The organism is Bacillus sp. N3378-2at (genome assembly GCF_033412715.1).
Lineage (GTDB): Bacteria > Bacillota > Bacilli > Bacillales > Bacillaceae > Bacillus > Bacillus subtilis.
The window spans coordinates 2014038-2031805 of record NZ_CP117986.1; the positions used below are offsets into that span (position 1 = coordinate 2014038).

Genomic DNA, 17768 nt, shown 5'->3' on the forward strand with positions numbered 1-17768 from the left:
TGGCGAAAGTCAAAAAAACAGAGATGGCTATCCTGCGGAAGCGCCTCCCTGTTTTCTTCTGAATTCTGACGGTGTCAGACCGGTATATTTTTTAAAAACAAGACTGAAATACTTCGGATTATCGCCAAACCCGATTTCTTCAGCAATTTCTGATACACTCGCGTCCCGCCTCATTTTCATCTGCTTCATCGCATGTTCAAGACGCACTCGTGTAACATATTGGGAAAATTTCTCGCCTGTTTCCTAATAATTTCCCGAGATAATCAGGATTCATAAACAACATATCCTTCGCCGCCCATTTTAAGGACAGATTCGGATTTCCGAGCTCGTCGGCAATAAGCCTGATCATTTTCGAAATCACTGCGCTCCCATGCAGGTCACCAGACGCTTCAGCTGTGTCACGAAACAGCTGCCCCGCGTGCCGGAGTTCTCCCGCCTGACTGATGGCCATCTTGCGGGCAAAAACCTCCGCCACCTTTTCAGCGGCGTTCTCCTCTACGGCGAGTACGGTCCATTCTCCGCTGCTGCAAACTGCTGTCAGTGCCGACCCGAGTGCCTCTCTGGCTGCAGCATCAATAGATTGTTCCCCTTTTAAGATCAAGAGGCGGATCTTTTTTCCGGCAAGTGAAGGCGGCGGAGACAGCTGGGCCACACCGGCGATCAAGCCTTCCAAGTATTGATCGGCTGCAAAGGAACGGATATGGTCGAGCTCGTGTTTCAGATGGGCTGTTTTCTTTTTGTGCACATCTTGCCGCTTCAGCTCAGCAATGATTTCCTCCAGCGAGCTGATAATCTGCTGTTCATTGCAGGGTTTCAGCAAATAATGCTTCACCCCATATTTCATGGCTTCCTTTGCGTACTCAAACTCTCCAAACCCGGACAGGACGATAAATTGCACCGACGGGCTGACGGCTGACACCTTTTTGATCAGCTCAAGCCCGTCCATGCCGGGCATTTTGATGTCTGTGATGACGATATTCGGCTGCTTATGTATAATCTTTTCATATGCTTCATGTCCGTTCTGCGCTTTTCCGATCAATGAGGCGCCAAGCGACTCCCACTCAATGATTCCCGCCATTCCATCAAGAATAATCCTCTCATCATCAGCCAGCAGTATTTTATACATCACACCACCTCATTTCGGCACGGTATTGTGATCACAATCCTCGTTCCCTTTTCATGCTCACTCTGAATCCGCAAGCCGTATGGCTCTCCGAATGTCAGGCTGATGCGCTCGCGAATATTCCACAGGCCGATTCCTCTTCCGTCCGTTGATTCAAGAATCCGTCCATCCATGCCAGGGCCGTTATCTTCGACCGTAATACAAACACAGCCCTTCGTCTTTTTCGCCTGAATCCGGATGGCGCATGGCCTTGTAAAGGGTTCAAGCGCGTATTGAATCGCATTTTCCGCAAGCGGCTGGAGCGTCAGTTTCGGAATGAGGCAATGCTTCACCTCATCGTCAATATCCAACGTGAAATTCAGGCGCTCTTCAAATCGAAATCGCTGAATAGTCATATAGTGACGTACAATGTCCGCCTCCTCCTGAATGGTCACGATATCCTTTTTCATATGTATGCTGTTTCGCAGAAGAAAACCGAGCGATTCCACCATTTTTGAGATTTGCTTTTGCTGATTCGCCTTGGCCAGCCAATTGATGGACTCGAGCGTGTTATATAAAAAATGCGGGTTAATCTGGGCTTGCAGTGCTTTCAATTCGGTTTCTTTAATAATGAGCTGTTTTTCCACATTTTCTTCCATCAGCTCATTAATCCGTTTCATCATGACAGTAAAATGGCGGTTCAGCATGCCGGCCTCATCCTGTGTATGTTCCGGCAGAGAAAGCGACACACCTGCTTCAATGCCGCTGTGCTGCACCGATTTCATCGCGGTCACAAGCTGTTCAATCGGCTCCGTGATGCTGTTGGCGATTTTCCTTCCGAAAAGCAAAACCACACAGAAAAAGAGAAGAAAGCATGTGCCGATCACTGTTTTCATAAAGGAAATTTTCGCGAACATCTGATCAAAGGGGATGACGTTATAGTAGCTCCAATTTTGATAGGATGATTGAAGGTAAGAAATAAAGTAACGTTTGCCATTCTTTTTTATCAAGTCATAACCGGGGTGCTTCAGCGTCTCTTTTGCTGCCTCAGGAACATGCGCTGATGCATGTGCCGTATACACCAAATTACCGCCTTGGTCAGCAATCATAATGTCTCCGACTGAATCGCCCCAATCCTTCGGCACATCACGAATCATCTGTTTTACATTGACCTGGATCAGCACCATGCCCAAGCCGTTCAAACTCAGCTGGTGACAGGACCTGATCTGCCGTGCTGAAATCAGGACAGGATCTGACCCGCCGAGCGTCATCCAAAGATTTCTTCCATTTTTCGCTTTCGCTCGCTTACATACCTCTTCCTGCTCCTGCTGCAAAAGATCTGAAGAACTGTTTCCGGCTGAATACTCTGAGCCGCGGGCATCAATCACATGAATGGAATCGATGTACTTTTCATCGCTGGCATATCCCGCAAGCTGATCCCACAGCTCCTGCTTCATTTGATATTGATCATACGTATCATCCCGATTTTGCATACTCAGGATGCGCTGAATCTGTTCGTCTGTAATGATTTCATATGACACATCCTCTATCTTCTTCAGCTCGTCTTCGATCCTTTCAGAAGACATCCGAAGCACCTCCGAGGACTTGCGGTAAATCTGCTCATCATACACATGAAAGGCATACTGGACCCCGCTGTATACAAACAGAAAGGATACGGCCATAATCAACGATAGAAACACAAACAGCTTATCCTTAATCTTCATCCGCCTGTACCAGCCAGCAACTCTTTTCTTCATGCCGCCTTTTCTTTCTCCTGCCGCTGATCCATTGACCGAAACGCTTTAAAGGACAGCTTCGTTAAGATCAGGCTGAGTAAACTCCCGCTGAAAAACAATAGAAACGTGACATGAAACAGAACGAGACAAAGCACACCGACAGCGCCCGCCGCCATCAAAAGCGTCACCGCCGGACGGCTGAAGGCAATGAAAAAGCTGATGCTCAGCACCTCTCTTATTTTTACGTCAAAATGAGAAAATACCGGGAACACATACAGCACAACAAACGCGAAAATCAAACTAATGCTCAGGAATACATTGACGAGCACAGGCTGGTCCATCTGAGCCGCTATCCGCATATCCGCAAACAGAAACAGGGCAGCCGTCACAACGATAAGCCCGAGGATCTGTGATGCCCGCCATTCCTTTTTAAACGTCCGAAAAAAGACAGAAAACACCGGGGCATCTGTATTCCCCTTCGCCCATTCTCTCGCCACTGTAAACATCGCGGCAGTAGCGGGCATCAGCCCAAACACAACCAGGCCTGCAAGAGAAAACAAAATCCAAAGCACATTCAAATAGGCCAATCTCATCACCCACGTACAAAAACGATTCAGCCCATTTGCCACACTGTGTATCATCAACATCACCTTCCCGCTTCAGGAAACGCTTTCATTTTAAAGTAATATGTATTTCTCCTTTCGAAAGAAAATCCCTGCCGTTCTGTAAAAATTTCGACATGATGAGAGACGGCAGCAGCCTTATCTTTTCCTGTAACGCCGGATGGCCTTATCGATCAAATATCCGGCAATGGCTCCGTAAATGACATTGAATCCAAGCATTCCGAGCGCAGCCCCTTCCCAGCCGCGTACATACACGAGGCTCTACCAGATCAGAAACACACCAAGGACGATCAGCCCGGCTAACAACCATTCCGGCCGACTTTTGTCAGGAAATCTCATCCGCATCAAAACGGATACGCCAGCAAACAGACAAGCCGTCACAATCCCTGTCACAAATAATATTGGCCACACATCGCCTGCCCTCCCTTTTAGAAAAGACAAAAAAGCCCCCTGCAAAGGACGCTTATTCTGCCGTAATCTCTTTCTCAAACAAATGATATCCGGACGCATCAGCACCCATGAATTCATATCCCATACGCCGATAAAAGGAATGCAGGGCGTCGCTATCAGCGACACAGTCAAGCCGGATCCGCGTTTTTTCCGGAAAGTGTATGCCCGTCTCCGCCCACTGAAGGACGCGGGCTCCAAGCCCCTGTCCCGCAAACCGGCGGCTTACTGCGAGGCGATGTAAATAAATGGACTCCTCATGCCCATCGTCTCCCCAAAGCGTCCGGTCCCACTCGCTCGGTTCAGGCAGCAGCATCACGACAGCCGCAAGCTCTTCATCTTTTTTAAACACAAACACATGTCCCTTTTCAATTGACCCCGTGATATCATGTATATCTTGCCCTTTCAGAAGTCCGCTCCATTGGTTAGAACCCCGATCTCGGAGCCATTCAGCTGTTCGGACGAGCAACCCGGTAATCGATTCTGCATCCTCATAGACGGCCGGACACGCGTAAAATCCATCTGCAATCGTTTCGTTCTCAATCTTAAAAGCTGACATAAAGGCCTCCCAATCAAAAAGTAAGCTTGCACACACACCTTGATTATAATGCAGACCAAACTGCAAAAACAGACCATTTTCTCTGTATGTAAAAGGGTGTATGAAAGAGAGGCCAATCTGCCTATTAGAAAATCTTCTTTTTATCCCGTTCTTCTTTTAAAATTTCAACCGCTTCTCTGAAGCGCATAGAGTGTACGATTTCACGCTCTCGCAAAAAACGCAGGGAATCGTTTAAATCAGGATCATCCGAAATATCAATCAGCCATTGATACGTCGCCCGCGCCTTTTCTTCTGCGGCAATATCTTCGTATAAATCGGCAATCGGATCGCCCTTCGCTTGGATATAGCTCGCGGTAAACGGCGCGCCCGCCGCATTATGATAAAAAAGCGCGCTGTCGTGATTGACGTAATGATCGCCAAGCCCAGCTTCACGCAGCTGCTCCGGTGTGGCGTCTTTCGTTAACTTATAGACCATGGTCGCAATCATTTCCAAATGGGCAAACTCCTCCGTGCCGATATCTGTTAAAAGGCCGATGACCTTATCAGGAATCGTATAACGCTGGTTCAAATACCGGAGAGCCGCGGCCAGCTCGCCGTCCGCTCCGCCATACTGCTCAATCAAATACTTCGCCAGCGTCGGGTTGCACGTACTGACCTTGACAGGGTATTGCAGCTTCTTTTCATACACCCACATTCAGGCATTCCTCCTTATACTTGCCACGGCCATGGCCCTTTTCCCCAATCCCAATCCTTGCCCGCGGGGCTGTTGCCGAACTGCAGAAGCGGTCCGTAAGAGGATTCGAACTGTCTTTTTAAGTGCCTTGAATAGCCGGAATATTGATTGAATTGATTCAGCGCATCCTCATCATGAGGATGTGTATTTAAATAAAGACTCAGCTCAACAAGCACAAAATCAGCAGCCTGTATTTGCTCTAGCTGACGATAATATTCGGCGTCAACCTTTTTTGCCATGTGCGTCTCCCCCTCGATAAGGGTTTTCATAAAAATCATAGAGATCCTTCCAAAGGGTGCCTTTCCTCAAAGCCTCCATCGGCGAAAACTGCTCCATGTGCTCAGGCTGAAAGGTCATATAAAGGTTAGGGGGCGTTCTGTAATATTTCTTCCCTATGGGCGGACAGGGATCAAAACGGCTGTGAAAGGGCGTATATGATTTGACAGGCGAAAACGGCTGCATATCCTTCATTCCGGCTCCTCCTTTCTCAAAAACAATGACCTTAATAGGTATGAAGCAGGAGGCATGATTATGACTGAAACACGACTTAGCTTTTTCAATAAGAAGACCTTCGGAAGCGCCGAAGGTCTTTCTAGACTATTCAGTCCAAAAAGTACATACATGGGCAAAGAATCCTTTACCACATGTTAATCAAGCACTGATAAACTCACGTCAACATGGTTCTGAAGCCGATCCATATCAGCCGTCACTTTCGCAACAAATGTCAGAGACAGCCTGCTTTGATTCAGGTAACGGGCAAGCGCAGTTATATCAGTATCTTCGCCATTCAATTCTCCTTGATCCTTCGCCCTTAAAAGCGCCTGATAAAAAGCGTCCTCAAGCTGCTTGGATTGTCTGTCAAAATACCGGGCAAGCTCAGGGTCATGCGGAATCTGTTCAATCGCGCTGTTAATGATATAGCACGCCTTCGCCCGTTCAGGATCCCTCAAAGCATTGACACCTTCTTGAAAAATATTACGAATGGCTTCCTTTACAGATCCTGGCGATTCAAGCCTTTCCATAACGGCAGTGTTTTTCCCTTCAAGATACGTTTTCACAGCGGACAAAAACAAATCACGCTTCGTGCCATACGTATCATACAAACTTTGGCGCGCAATGCCTAAATGAGAGAGCAGATCCTGAAGAGACGTTCCTTCGTAGCCATACTCTCCAAAAACCTCTATCGCCCTGTGAAGAACAAGCGCCGTATCAAATTCTTTATTCCTCCCCAAAAGACGATCACCTCCTGAAACAAATGTTACCAGTTTCCAGACTGAACAGTCAAGAAAAAAGCTAAAAAAACACTCTTGATCTGCAAGAGTGTCCTCTTTTTATCATCATCTTCTTTATTTATAACCGTCTTTTCCCCAGTGGCCCATATGGTGGTGATGGTGGCCATAATGACCATCATGGTGATGGTGATGATTATCCTTTCCAACATGGTGATGATGGTGATGAAGATTATCTTTTCCATCATGATGATGGTGATGAAGATTATCTTTTCCATCATGATGATGGTGATGAAGATTATCTTTTCCATCATGATGATGGTGATAATAGTGGTGATGTCCATCATTTTCATGGTGCATGCTCGGATAGCTTCCAGCTCCCGGAGAGCCTCCATAGCCGCCGCTTGGGTAACCGCCGTACCCACCATATCCCGGATAGCCGCCGACTCCTCCATGTATGCCGTGATCTGGGTAGCCTTGCATGCCATAGCCCGGGTAGCCTCCATACATGTCATAGCCCGGATAGCCTGTGCTTTGCATGCCATAGCCCGGGTGGCCTCCATACATGTCATAGCCCGGATAGCCTGTGCTTTGCATGCCATAGCCCGGGTGGCCTCCATACATGTCATAGCCCGGATAGCCTGTGCTTTGCATGCCATAGCCCGGGTGGCCAATACCAAAGCCCTGATAATGACCAAAACCAGGTCCGCCATACATATGTCTTGTATCAGTCATATTCACTCTCTCCTTCACATAGGTTACAGTCCAGAGTATGAGAATATCTTATAGATCGTATAGGCGGCCGCCTACATACAGCTAAAACAATTTCCAGGACAAAAAAAGCAGGCCATAACAGCCTGCTCACTCCTTACTCACCTAAATCAACGTTATGATATACCTGCTGAACATCTTCCAAATCTTCTAATGCATCAATCAATTTTTCAAACTGTTCCTTTGCATCATCCGGAAGCGTTACTTCACTTTGCGCAAGCATTGTCAGCTCCGCTACTGTAAATTCCTCAACGCCCGCGTTTTTAAACGCCTCTTGCACCGCATGGAATTGATCAGGCTCAGCATATACGATCACGCTGTCATCCTCTTCTAAAATGTCACGTACATCAACATCCGCTTCCATCAGGATTTCAAGCGCTTCGTCAGCCGTTTTGCCTTCCACACCGATTACAGCCGTCGCGTCAAACATGTAAGCAACAGATCCGCTCACACCCATGTTTCCGCCGTTTTTCCCGAACGCCGCACGCACTTCCGGCGCCGTACGGTTTACATTATTCGTCAGCGCATCAACGATAATCATTGATCCGTTCGGCCCGAAGCCCTCATAACGAAGCTCATCGTAATTCTCTTCCGCTCCGCCCTTCGCCTTCTCGATCGCACGTTCAATGATGTTTTTCGGCACGCTGTAAGTCTTCGCACGCTCAAGCACAACCTTCAGCGCCTGGTTGGATTCCGGATCAGGCTCGCCCTGTTTCGCCGCCACATAAATCTCACGGCCAAACTTCGCATAAATCCGACTCGTATTTGCGTCCTTAGACGCCTTCTTCTCTTTAATATTGTTCCACTTACGGCCCATGATGTTCCACTCTCTTTCATATATATCAATCTAAATACTGTTATTCACTTTATCCATTATACCTCAAATGGTTTGGTTGTTTCGAGTGTCTTGCGTTAGAAATAGAAGGAATGCCGCGATGTGGAAAATGGAACGTCTTCCGTAAAGCAAGAAAAAGCCTTAGCTAAGGGCTTTCTTCTGATCACTGAGTTTGTAAGGGGAATGATCGATATACGTCGTATTTCGATCTGTTGATTCCTTAAATCCGCCGGAGTTTGTCAGGGTTGGAAACGACATGCTTCCGAAAACTAGAGTAACAGCCAGGCACATCATCACTTTTTTCTTAATAGGCATATAAACACTCTCCTTTTAGAATATCTTCTTGGGCTTTCAGCACTTTCCGATAAAACGCAGCGGCTTGTTCAAAGTGACAGCTGCTTTCAAAAACAGCGGCAGCACTCCGGGCACATGCTTCAATGTAAGCGTGCAGGTTCTTTTTTTCGAAATAGCTTAAAAGATCATGAATTTTTCGTTCATCAACAGTCTCCTTGTACACGGCCTGCAAGAACAGAAACAATTCTTTATAAAATTTGTGAGAACGTGCTGTGATATGGTCTAATCCTTCCTCTATGAACTGAAACGCCTTCTGTGTTTGGCCCGCTTTACATAATGTCCAGCTTAATCCAAACAAGACTTTCGGAAGCAGATCAGGCACTTTCTCTCTGCTTACTTTCGCCGCTTTTTGGAAATGTTCTACAGCCATCTGATCGTCTCCTGATCTGTCATAGCTGTTCGCGATGTTCAATAGAGAAATGGCGATAAACCTGTCATTTTGAATGTCCATGGCCAATTCCAGCGCCTTTTCTAAATGCGGGAGCGCTTTATCATAATGTTTGAAATCATCATAGTTGCCGGCGATCACAAACAAGCTTTGTATCGTTCTAATGCTGTATAAGGGATGGTTTTGATAAATGTCTAAGGCTTGAAGAATATGATGCATCGACACATGGGTTTGCTTCATGTGATAATACGCTTCGGCCACTTTAAAATGGAATTCCGCTTTCTCAATTTCATCTGACACAAACGGCAGTTCTTTCTCCGCCTCGCGATAATACCCGATCGCTTCCACATATTCTTTTTGGTCAAATTCATACATGCCGCGGAAAAACAAAGAGTAGTATTTCAAAAGGCCTGTGAGTTTTTTCTGAGGGGTCTCAATCGTTTCAAGAAGCTCTGTCACTGTAGGACGATTTCCGTAAGGCTGTCCCGGCTCCAAATAATCAAGCATCAGCTGGTGCCGAAAACACATCAGAGAATAATAGATCAGCAAATCCTGATCCTCTTCCATCTTCTGAATGTCCTGCTCCACCTCCGCTTTCAGAACCTCAGCATCCGGAACACTGAACTGGCGAATCATCTTGTACCATTCATTAATCTTAACACCTACACGCGAAGACGGTATGGCTTGACTCAACGGCTTCCCTCCTTCTCTATGAGATATGTCATATTCTATCAATCCCAAATTTTGAAAACAACACAGAAGGAAGAAATTGTTTTTTCATCCTGTCAATTTGTTTTCTTCGTAAAAAAGAACCCTTTACGCAAGGGTCCCATGTCTCACTTAATGTCAACCATAACAAAATCCTGCACCTTCACCTGTTCCTCAGGCAAATCAAACTGATAAAGCATCTTCTTAGAATGGATATCAAACACACCCACATAGCCGCCGATGCCCTTTTTATGCTCTTCCTGGGCGACTATATACAATAGATTCCCCTTAAACTTCGCCTCCATATAAGGGAATTTCAAACTATATGTATGAAAAGAAAATTCCTTCCCATACTCCAGCAAATTCGCCTCACCCTCTTTGTCCTCGTACGTCACGTAAAAACTGCCGCTTTCTTTGTCATAATACACAGTATCTGCATATTCAAGATCTTCAGGATACGGAATATATGTCGTTTTCCTTGTCCCTTTTTCAATCACAGTCAGTTCATGCTCCGAGCTCGCGACGATAAATTCTTCCGAGTCTGCGAATTGATCCTGTATGAGGCTAAACTCAGGGTCTTAATCATTTCCTCTGTTTTTCTATCAATCACGTAAATAGACATACTTTGAATGATATAAATATAGTTCTCATCACTGGCCCCCATCGTGACAAGCGAAGGTAAGGTAAGGCTATATTCCTTTTTCATTTTTTTATCATTTATGTGAATCTCATTCCCCGTCGTATCAACATTATAGGCCTTAACAGACACATCCTTCCCCTCATACCAAAACGCAATTGGATCTGAAAGCGGATGCTCTTTGATCGCATCCTTCTCCAGCGTGTAGTAAAAAGGCTCGTGTTCCGCCAATAATACAAGTTCTGTTGATGCATAAGATTTCGTTTGAATATAAGGCACATCCGCCACCTTAAACGTACGCCTGTTAAACCGTTCGCCTGTAGAGGTTGAAACCAGCACGCTTTCTTTTATGAAAGGATTGGAGTAGATAAAAAAGATGCGGTCTTCTTCGGGGTGGATGGCGGAAGATTGGACATGAATACTGTCTTTATTGCGTAACTGAACATACAGAACAAACAGGATGACACATACCATTAAAACTAATAAACCAAATGTAATCCATTTTTTCTTCATCATCATGCTCCTTAAAAACAATATAGAATACAAACTTCCAAAAAATGTGTAGCAATCAATATCATTTCGACCATGTTTCCGCCAATCCCTCCACGAATAAAGACACATGCCAAATGACTCATTTTTCCACCAAAACACGTTCTCACACCCACCATCATCCCACCCCGTGGTAAAATTTTGATATTGAGCGAACAAAAGAAGGGAAATGGTCATGAAAGTATTTGAAGCGAAAACACTACTTTCAGAAGCGGCAGACCGTGCAAAAGAGTACAAAGAACTAAGAACGCAAATGGTCAACTTGAGAAAAGCGTTAAAAAGCGTCGCTGATCTCAGTGACAGTGAATTCTCAGGTAAAGGCGCTAGCAATATCAAAGCCTTCTACCACGACCACGTCGGCGTCACCGACCAATGGATCGACTACATCGACATGAAAATCGCATTTTTCAACAGTATCGCCGGAGCCGCCGAAGACAAAGGCCTCTCAGACGCATACATCGAAGAATCCTTCCTGGAGCACGAACTGGCAAATGCCAATAAAAAATCAAAATCCATCATGTCCGAACAGAAAAAAGCGATGAAAGACATCCTGAACGATATCGACGACATCCTCCCGCTCGACCTGTTTTCAACAGAAACCTTCAAAGACGAGCTGGCCGATGCCAACGACAAACGCAAAAAAACACTGGATAAATTGGACGCCTTGGACGAAGACCTGAAAACAGAATACGCCCTGTCAGAACCAAACGAACAATTCATCAAATCCGACTTCCAAAAGCTCCAAGAAGCAACGGGCAAAGGCAAAAACGCCACACCCATCCACTACAACGCCAAGGCGTACCGTGAGAGTGACATACATAAGAAAAAAGGCGACATTGAAAAGCGGACTGAGGCTTACTTGAAGATTAAGACAGAGGAAGCGAAGAAACGCGAGATTGAAAAACTGAAAGAAAGACTGAAAAACTACGATTATGCGGATGCCGATGAATTTTACTCAATGGCAAAAACGATCGGCTATGAAAATCTAACAGCAGAACAACAGAGATACTTCACCCAAATCGAAAACACGCGTGAACTTGAAGCAGGCTTCAAAGGGGTTGCCGTCGGCCTTTATGATTCCGGGAAAGACGCGGTCGTAGGCCTGTGGGATATGGTCACAGATCCGGGCGGAACCGTTGAAGCCATTACAGGAGCGATGGCTCACCCGATCAAAACGTATGAAGCCATTTCAGCGGCAATCGAAGAATCATACCAAAAAGACATGGTGAATGGCGACACCTACTCAAGAGCAAGATGGGTGTCATATGCGGTTGGCACTGTTGTCACATCAATTGTCGGCACAAAAGGTGTAGGAGCCGTCTCTAAAACAGGCACAGCTGCCAAAGTGACGGCCAAAGTCAAAACAGCAGCAAACAAATCAGCAACAGCCCAAAAAGCCATAATGGTCTCAAAACAAACCGTTGATCACATCAAACAAAAAGTAAACACAGGCATTGAAGTATCAAAAAAACACGTCAAAACCAGGTTAAATCAAATCGGAGATCTCACTCTAGCTGATATTCTCCCGTATCATCCGCGTCACGACTTAGTGCCGGCGGGCGTTCCTTACAACGCGGTCAACGGGGTCACACTTAAAGAGGGACTGCAAAAATTCGCCAAGGTCATTCTTCCGAAACCATACGGAACGTCATCAAGCGGAAGACGAACTCCAGCGCCACATGTACCGCCGGTAACCGTCAAATACGGCGAGCATTTCGCAAGATGGAGCAGAAAGAAAGTACTGAAGCCGAATGTTATCTACAAAACAAAAGAAGGCTACACATACACGACTGACAACTATGGTAGAATTACAAGTGTCAAAGCAGACTTGCAGCTGGGAGAAGCAAAACGAAACCAATATGCACAGACGAATGCTGGAAAGCCCCAAGACCGAAAGCCCGACGATGACGGCGGCCATTTAATCGCCACCCAATTCAAAGGCTCAGGCCAGTTCGACAATATCGTGCCGATGAATTCTCAGATTAATAGGAGTGGCGGGAAATGGTACAACATGGAGCAAGTGTGGTCTAAAGCTTTAAGTCAAAAACCACCGAAACAGGTGACAGTTAAAATTAACAACATTTATGAGGGTGATTCTTTAAGACCTTCTAAATTTATTGTTGTATATAAAGTTGGGGATAAAGAACCTGTTAGAACAATCATTAAGAATAAAGCTGGGGGTTAATCTAATGGAAACTCAAAAAATGGGTGAACTATATCAAAAGATTGCTGAACATCTAAATGAAATGATTCCATCTCAATGGGAAAAGATCGTTTTATATGCTGAAATACTTGATGACTCAGCGGATATATACTTTTATTTTACAACACCAAATAATAACAGTGATTATTTATTTTCTCATTATATACCTGAACACTTTGATGTGAGCGAAGAGATTTACGATCAACTACTAATTGAACTTCAAGAGCTATTTGAAGAACTAAAAGAGGAATTTAAACTAGGCAACCAAGATATTTGGACTAATCTCACTTTAAAATTAGAAAACACCGGAAAGTTTTCAATTGATTATAATTATGATGATGTTTTATCCTCTGAACTTGATGACCTTCAAAGACGAGATGTTTGGAAATATCAAAATTTAGGGATATTGCCTAAAGATGAGGACGATAAAGAATTTGTAATAAACTACTTCGGTCTATAAATCAAAAAAATGGCTCAGCCCTTCTCTGCTGGGCTATTTTTTATAAAAACTAATCCAAAAATGAAAATTTAAGTTTAGAAGTTTCTTTCTATGTATATTTAATTACGAATACAATTAATAAACTCTATAATGAAACCTTTCCCAAGACTATTATTATGCAAACAACCTATAACACTACCAAAATTTGTAGAAGCAATGAAGATATAATTTGGAATATAAGCATGCATGAAATATGACCCTCAGTTGAAATTACTTTGAATTTTCTGAATATTAGAAGAATACGCTTCATGTAAACTGCACCAGTAAACTTATGATATCTAAATTAGCTCCTGTTTATTAATGCAACTCCACACAATAGAAAATGTTGATCCCTAAAGAGCAACTCTCGTGTTAGATGGTCTTAGTACACAATCTTAATTTATGTCTCAATAGAAACTAGACACAAAACTGAATCAAAATTATAAAAGAAATGTATACAACGAACCCTAAGATTAACAGCGGATCGCATAATTATAATGGGACAGATGGATGATTGTGGTGTCTTTTTTCAAAAAGATGGTTCATGCCCGCAAACAAATTCAGAGAGGGGATTGTTTGTATGAAATTTAAACTGACTTTGTGCGCTGTAATTGCTTTGATCGGTGTAAGCTTTATCAGTTCTTCCTTAGGAAATGAAGTAAATGTGGCATCCAGAAACATGACAAGCAAAGCTGCAAACGATTCAACGAACTCCCTAACAGACAAAGCCATCTTTGATAAGGACATGACGATTGCAGAAAACGGAATGCTTGGTTAAGAACGAGACGCAGCTTAGGCTGCGTCTCGTTTTCTGAAGAAATAGGTGACAAGGTGATAGAACGTTTTATGTTCAAGCTCTTATATACAGCCAAACAAACTCATAACCGACTTATCTGTATTATCAGCCGACATGGACAAACTTCTCAAGAAGAGTAAACACACTGATCCTAACAATGCTCAAGATGTTGATAAACTTCTGCTCGAGATCCACAAAATAATGACCTCACTTGAATGACATATATCAGAAATTAGTGATTTAAATATAAAATTACTTAAAAAAGGAAACACCTCACACAGGGGTTAGCTGCCTTCTCTAAGTTCCAGCACAGCCACACACTCCACATGCGTAGAGAGCTAGTGTAGATAAACCATAGCAAATTTTCTTGAGCAGTGGAATTCACCTTTAGTAAAGATTTACAACGAGTTTTAGATAAAGTAGTTCATTAAAATTTCCAAATACCTCTTATCATTTGAGTTTTTAACTCTTTCTTTTAGTACCTCAATCACATGATGTTTCATATGTTTATTTCCAGCGATTTTACCAAGTAATTTATCATTATAATTTTTTAGCCACGATGGTATAAACTTTTTGTAATCAAAATTCTCTGGGTCTACAAAAAAGTCATACTGATCATCCATTCCAATAAATTCTTCCATTTTTGAATTATTTATTTCCTCAAGAAAATACCATATACCAAAGGTACTCATATAGTCGTTAGAAGAAAAAGTTTGTATTCCCTTTTCCTTTTCAACAATATAATTTACTTTTCGTGTCTCCAGATATTCAATAATTAATTCTTCATGCTCCGGAGTGAACTCATCAATTAAGCCTATTCTAATTCCATTCATTAAATCATTTATATTTTCAACGCTTTTAAAACTTAATAGATGACTTTTTGCATTAGTGGAAAGTAAGGGTAATAATTTAAACAAAAAATCAATTTGTTTTTGCTTATCTTGTGTTAAACATAAAGTAATTTCTGATAGTCTTTTTGAAATGAAATTCTTCTCAAAATGCTTAATTAAAGCACCATAGTCCCTGGAATATAAACCATTTGATGATACCTCTGAATAATTTTGATCAATATGTTTTTCTGCCTGTAACACTAGAAAATCATCAATAATTGAAATTATTGACTTGGGTAATTCATTACATTTAGTTAATCTCTCTAACCATACATAGCGTTTTCCTATATCCAAATCTCTCTCAGGAAAATAAAACAACAATGCTTTCACTATTTTCCCAAGTCCCTCTTCCGATAGTTTTACATATTTAGCAAAATAGAGTGCTGCCTTTGCTTCTGAAATAAACTGAGTATAAAAAACGACGTTCATTCCATTAGCAGAAAATTGCTTAGTAATTTCTTCTGCTATACCAACTAAGTATTCTTCTATTTTTTCCTGTTCACCAAACCTAATTTTATCAATTGAGCAACTTCTCTCAAGGTTCTTTATGTCATCAATTTTAAAGTGTCTCGATATATTAACAAAATCGTAATATTCCATAAAAAAACCTGATTTTTTTCCAAAAAAAGAGAATCCTAATTCATCTATATCCCTCGTTCGCTCATATTCAGCCTTTTCAATTAGTAGGCTCATTGAGTTTCGTATATATTGATGAAATTCATGAAAAGAAACAGACCATAAGCAATTTTCATATAAAAACCGTAAATTATCATAAAGCCGAAGAAGAACAACAATATCAGATGACATTCCAAAAGAATAAGATCCTTCACTCATTTCAGAACGCACTTTATTAGTCAACTCAAAAAGTTTTACAGTATCGTCATATAGAAACTGATTATCACTTAAAAACTCAAGTATCTTATATTTCTTTTGAAACTCAAATGGCATACCATTAAACAAATCATCAATGTTGAAATTTGTCATCTCTCTTTCAATCCTAGCAAGAAATTCATCAGTAAATGGTTTATAATGCCTCCCAAATGTTAATAAACCAAGACCATTAAACTGCGTTACAGCTTGTGTTATTGATTGATAGATCCTATATCTATTTATTTGTGATAGATAATATACACACCCATTTGACTCATCTATAGAATTTAAGATGATATTTGAATAAAGGTCATAGGATTCCTCCCACCTACCTAAACACGCAAGAAAAAATGCTTTTTTATAATCATCCTCAATACTTACCGATTGTTCTTCAATAAATTTCTTCATTACATCATATTTGCCGTGATACGCCAAACTATTAATCTCTATTGAAGTATTCAGAGTACCTGCATCTTTCGCCATACAGATAACTCCATTCTTCTCAAAGAAATTAAAAAGAGCATTAAACCTTTCATATTGTTTTTTGGAAAGTTTACTTCTCTCATCGCAGCTCTCTTTTAATTCAAAAAAACGCTCCATGTAACCAAATCCCTTATTCTTATGCCGAACAACAGTACCATTGACTTCAAAGTGATAATCGTATTCAAAAACATGTTTGAGATCAATTTTACGAATATACTGAAGGGCAAATAATGGGCTTATTTTTCCGTATATATAATCAATTACTTCGTCATCTTTAGTGATAAATTTATTTTCTTGTGATTCAATAAGAAGATCCATTACTGCTGAATAACGTTCTAAATAATCATATTCATTACTATCTATCAAGCTAGCCGCATCAATTATTCGTAATCCTTTATTTTCGTAATAGATTAAAGTCTCATTTTCAATGGGCGAAGGATCTGTTCTAATAAAAAACGGTTTATGAAAACTGTCCTTTTGTAACTTTCTTACCCAATTTAACAACATATTAATATTATAATCTCCTAAACCATAACCTATGAAAACAATGGTATGCGTTGCAATTATTGTCTTCATGAGATTACTGATAAGAGGATAATTCTGATCATAATTCAGATAGTCATCTTCCTTTAAAACTACATTTTCCCCTTTAAAGCCCTTTCTAAAATCCCCATGAACCTTTAGTAAATACCTTGATGAAGTAGCATTAGCAACGTCTTCTTCAGCACTTATTACACTAAAATATTTCCCTCTCTTCCAACATGCAGTATCAATCAAATTATCATAATTAGTTGTAATTACATGTGCTGGGTTCATAGCTAATATCTTGTCATGTATCGGGTTCGTAGGCTTATCTACCTGAAAAAAATCTTTTAGTATACCATCAAATGCCATTTCACCTTTGACATTATAAAATATTTGAGGAATTCGAAGATATTCATCAGAAGAATAGTTTCCTTTCTTTGGACTCCCATAGAGCTCTTCATGATACTTATCTACCAACCTCCACCATTGAGGATAATCTGAAAGTGTTGAAACTCCCGCGCCAACAAAAAAGACAAGTTTTCCATTCCTTGAGGATTCTGTGATTTCTTTTATACATTCAACTACATTATTGTCCAACATGAGAAACACCTCTTTTAATTTTTCTCCGTACCTTTTACTTTCCAAATCCACCTTCACCATCAACACTTCCAGTTATCGTAATACCTTTTATAGTTGGAAGGATTAATTTGGTTACTTATGCAAAATCACTCTATATCACCAATTATTAGTTAATAACTTTCTTTTAGTTTAGATAGGTAGTAATAGGTAATACAAATTCTCTCTCAGTTTTTTTATTGCATTTCCTTCTATGGGATAAAAGAATCTCTTTCT

Annotated in this window: 15 protein-coding genes and 4 pseudogenes; 3 read left to right on the forward strand and 16 right to left on the reverse strand. The window is 41.9% G+C overall.

Annotation, left to right across the window (positions count from 1 at the left end):
* Nucleotides 1–27: 27 nt before the first annotated feature.
* The 15 genes and pseudogenes from yesN to PUN35_RS11040 form a co-directional block, all read right to left on the reverse strand.
* Nucleotides 28–1126: pseudogene (gene yesN / locus PUN35_RS10975) on the reverse strand (two-component system response regulator YesN).
* Nucleotides 1126–2859, reverse strand: coding sequence for a two-component system sensor histidine kinase YesM (yesM, locus tag PUN35_RS10980; RefSeq protein ID WP_014479101.1), 1734 nt, complete (start codon nucleotides 2857–2859; stop codon nucleotides 1126–1128). The pseudogene yesN and the gene yesM overlap by 1 nt, the downstream one beginning before the upstream one ends.
* Entirely contained in the window at nucleotides 2856–3485 is a 630-nt protein-coding gene (locus tag PUN35_RS10985; protein WP_031600250.1) for a YesL family protein, read from the reverse strand. The genes yesM and PUN35_RS10985 overlap by 4 nt, the downstream gene beginning before the upstream one ends.
* Before the next feature lie 114 nt (nucleotides 3486–3599).
* A pseudogene (locus PUN35_RS10990) lies at nucleotides 3600–3902 on the reverse strand (YesK-like family protein).
* A 22-nt stretch (nucleotides 3903–3924) separates the two neighbouring features.
* The gene (locus tag PUN35_RS10995; protein WP_014479097.1) at nucleotides 3925–4467 is read right to left on the reverse strand and encodes a GNAT family N-acetyltransferase; all 543 of its coding nucleotides are present in this window, start codon (nucleotides 4465–4467) and stop codon (nucleotides 3925–3927) included.
* A 124-nt stretch (nucleotides 4468–4591) separates the two neighbouring features.
* Nucleotides 4592–5161, reverse strand: a complete 570-nt coding sequence (cotJC, locus tag PUN35_RS11000) for a spore coat protein CotJC (RefSeq protein WP_014479096.1) — start codon at nucleotides 5159–5161, stop codon at nucleotides 4592–4594.
* A 14-nt stretch (nucleotides 5162–5175) separates the two neighbouring features.
* Nucleotides 5176–5439: a spore coat protein CotJB gene (cotJB, locus tag PUN35_RS11005; protein WP_014479095.1), complete on the reverse strand. Its 264-nt coding sequence runs from the start codon at nucleotides 5437–5439 to the stop codon at nucleotides 5176–5178.
* Nucleotides 5423–5671: a spore coat-associated protein CotJA gene (cotJA, locus tag PUN35_RS11010; RefSeq protein WP_014479094.1), complete on the reverse strand. Its 249-nt coding sequence runs from the start codon at nucleotides 5669–5671 to the stop codon at nucleotides 5423–5425. Before cotJA ends, cotJB begins: the two co-directional genes overlap by 17 nt.
* A gap of 176 nt (nucleotides 5672–5847) precedes the next feature.
* Complete coding sequence (locus PUN35_RS11015; RefSeq protein WP_014479093.1) at nucleotides 5848–6432, reverse strand: TetR/AcrR family transcriptional regulator; 585 nt, start codon at nucleotides 6430–6432, stop codon at nucleotides 5848–5850.
* 114 nt (nucleotides 6433–6546) lie between these two features.
* Nucleotides 6547–7026: a spore coat protein gene (locus PUN35_RS11020; RefSeq protein WP_041516597.1), complete on the reverse strand. Its 480-nt coding sequence runs from the start codon at nucleotides 7024–7026 to the stop codon at nucleotides 6547–6549.
* Nucleotides 7027–7038: 12 nt separating this feature from the next.
* Nucleotides 7039–7164: pseudogene (gene yeeK, locus PUN35_RS22490) on the reverse strand (spore coat protein YeeK); the annotation flags it as partial.
* 133 nt (nucleotides 7165–7297) lie between these two features.
* The gene (locus tag PUN35_RS11025; RefSeq protein WP_003233863.1) at nucleotides 7298–8017 is read right to left on the reverse strand and encodes a YebC/PmpR family DNA-binding transcriptional regulator; all 720 of its coding nucleotides are present in this window, start codon (nucleotides 8015–8017) and stop codon (nucleotides 7298–7300) included.
* A 159-nt stretch (nucleotides 8018–8176) separates the two neighbouring features.
* A complete protein-coding gene (gene phrH / locus PUN35_RS11030; RefSeq protein WP_003242557.1) occupies nucleotides 8177–8350 on the reverse strand; it encodes a phosphatase RapH inhibitor PhrH in 174 nt (57 codons plus the stop codon).
* Entirely contained in the window at nucleotides 8340–9470 is a 1131-nt protein-coding gene (gene rapH, locus PUN35_RS11035) for a response regulator aspartate phosphatase RapH (protein WP_014479091.1), read from the reverse strand. Before rapH ends, phrH begins: the two co-directional genes overlap by 11 nt.
* A gap of 143 nt (nucleotides 9471–9613) precedes the next feature.
* Nucleotides 9614–10635, reverse strand: a pseudogene (locus PUN35_RS11040) (hypothetical protein).
* A gap of 211 nt (nucleotides 10636–10846) precedes the next feature.
* On the opposite strand from PUN35_RS11040, the gene yeeF reads away from it, so the two are divergent.
* The 3 genes from yeeF (at nucleotide 10847) to PUN35_RS11055 (ending at nucleotide 14130) form a co-directional block, all read left to right on the forward strand.
* Nucleotides 10847–12856, forward strand: a complete 2010-nt coding sequence (gene yeeF / locus PUN35_RS11045) for an LXG family T7SS effector deoxyribonuclease toxin YeeF (protein WP_031600245.1) — start codon at nucleotides 10847–10849, stop codon at nucleotides 12854–12856.
* A 4-nt stretch (nucleotides 12857–12860) separates the two neighbouring features.
* Entirely contained in the window at nucleotides 12861–13334 is a 474-nt protein-coding gene (locus tag PUN35_RS11050; protein WP_014479086.1) for a TIGR01741 family protein, read from the forward strand.
* 598 nt (nucleotides 13335–13932) lie between these two features.
* Nucleotides 13933–14130 (forward strand): hypothetical protein, encoded by a 198-nt coding sequence (locus PUN35_RS11055; RefSeq protein WP_014479085.1) that lies wholly within the window; start codon nucleotides 13933–13935, stop codon nucleotides 14128–14130.
* A gap of 428 nt (nucleotides 14131–14558) precedes the next feature.
* Here PUN35_RS11055 and PUN35_RS11060 read toward each other — a convergent pair whose 3' ends face one another.
* Nucleotides 14559–17576 (reverse strand): defense-associated sirtuin 2, encoded by a 3018-nt coding sequence (locus PUN35_RS11060; RefSeq protein WP_029317421.1) that lies wholly within the window; start codon nucleotides 17574–17576, stop codon nucleotides 14559–14561.
* Between the last annotated feature and the right edge of the window lie 192 nt (nucleotides 17577–17768).

Coding starts and splice junctions, on each gene's coding strand:
- cotJB (WP_014479095.1), bottom strand. CDS start 5,439: ATGGCAAAAAAGGTTGACGCCGAATATTATCGTCAGCTAGAGCAAATA.
- PUN35_RS11025 (WP_003233863.1), bottom strand. CDS start 8,017: ATGGGCCGTAAGTGGAACAATATTAAAGAGAAGAAGGCGTCTAAGGAC.
- PUN35_RS10995 (WP_014479097.1), bottom strand. CDS start 4,467: ATGTCAGCTTTTAAGATTGAGAACGAAACGATTGCAGATGGATTTTAC.
- yeeF (WP_031600245.1), top strand. CDS start 10,847: ATGAAAGTATTTGAAGCGAAAACACTACTTTCAGAAGCGGCAGACCGT.
- phrH (WP_003242557.1), bottom strand. CDS start 8,350: ATGCCTATTAAGAAAAAAGTGATGATGTGCCTGGCTGTTACTCTAGTT.
- PUN35_RS11055 (WP_014479085.1), top strand. CDS start 13,933: ATGAAATTTAAACTGACTTTGTGCGCTGTAATTGCTTTGATCGGTGTA.
- PUN35_RS11050 (WP_014479086.1), top strand. CDS start 12,861: ATGGAAACTCAAAAAATGGGTGAACTATATCAAAAGATTGCTGAACAT.
- yesM (WP_014479101.1), bottom strand. CDS start 2,859: ATGAAGAAAAGAGTTGCTGGCTGGTACAGGCGGATGAAGATTAAGGAT.
- cotJC (WP_014479096.1), bottom strand. CDS start 5,161: ATGTGGGTGTATGAAAAGAAGCTGCAATACCCTGTCAAGGTCAGTACG.
- PUN35_RS11020 (WP_041516597.1), bottom strand. CDS start 7,026: ATGCAAAGCACAGGCTATCCGGGCTATGACATGTATGGAGGCCACCCG.
- cotJA (WP_014479094.1), bottom strand. CDS start 5,671: ATGAAGGATATGCAGCCGTTTTCGCCTGTCAAATCATATACGCCCTTT.
- PUN35_RS11060 (WP_029317421.1), bottom strand. CDS start 17,576: ATGGTGAAGGTGGATTTGGAAAGTAAAAGGTACGGAGAAAAATTAAAA.
- PUN35_RS10985 (WP_031600250.1), bottom strand. CDS start 3,485: ATGTTGATGATACACAGTGTGGCAAATGGGCTGAATCGTTTTTGTACG.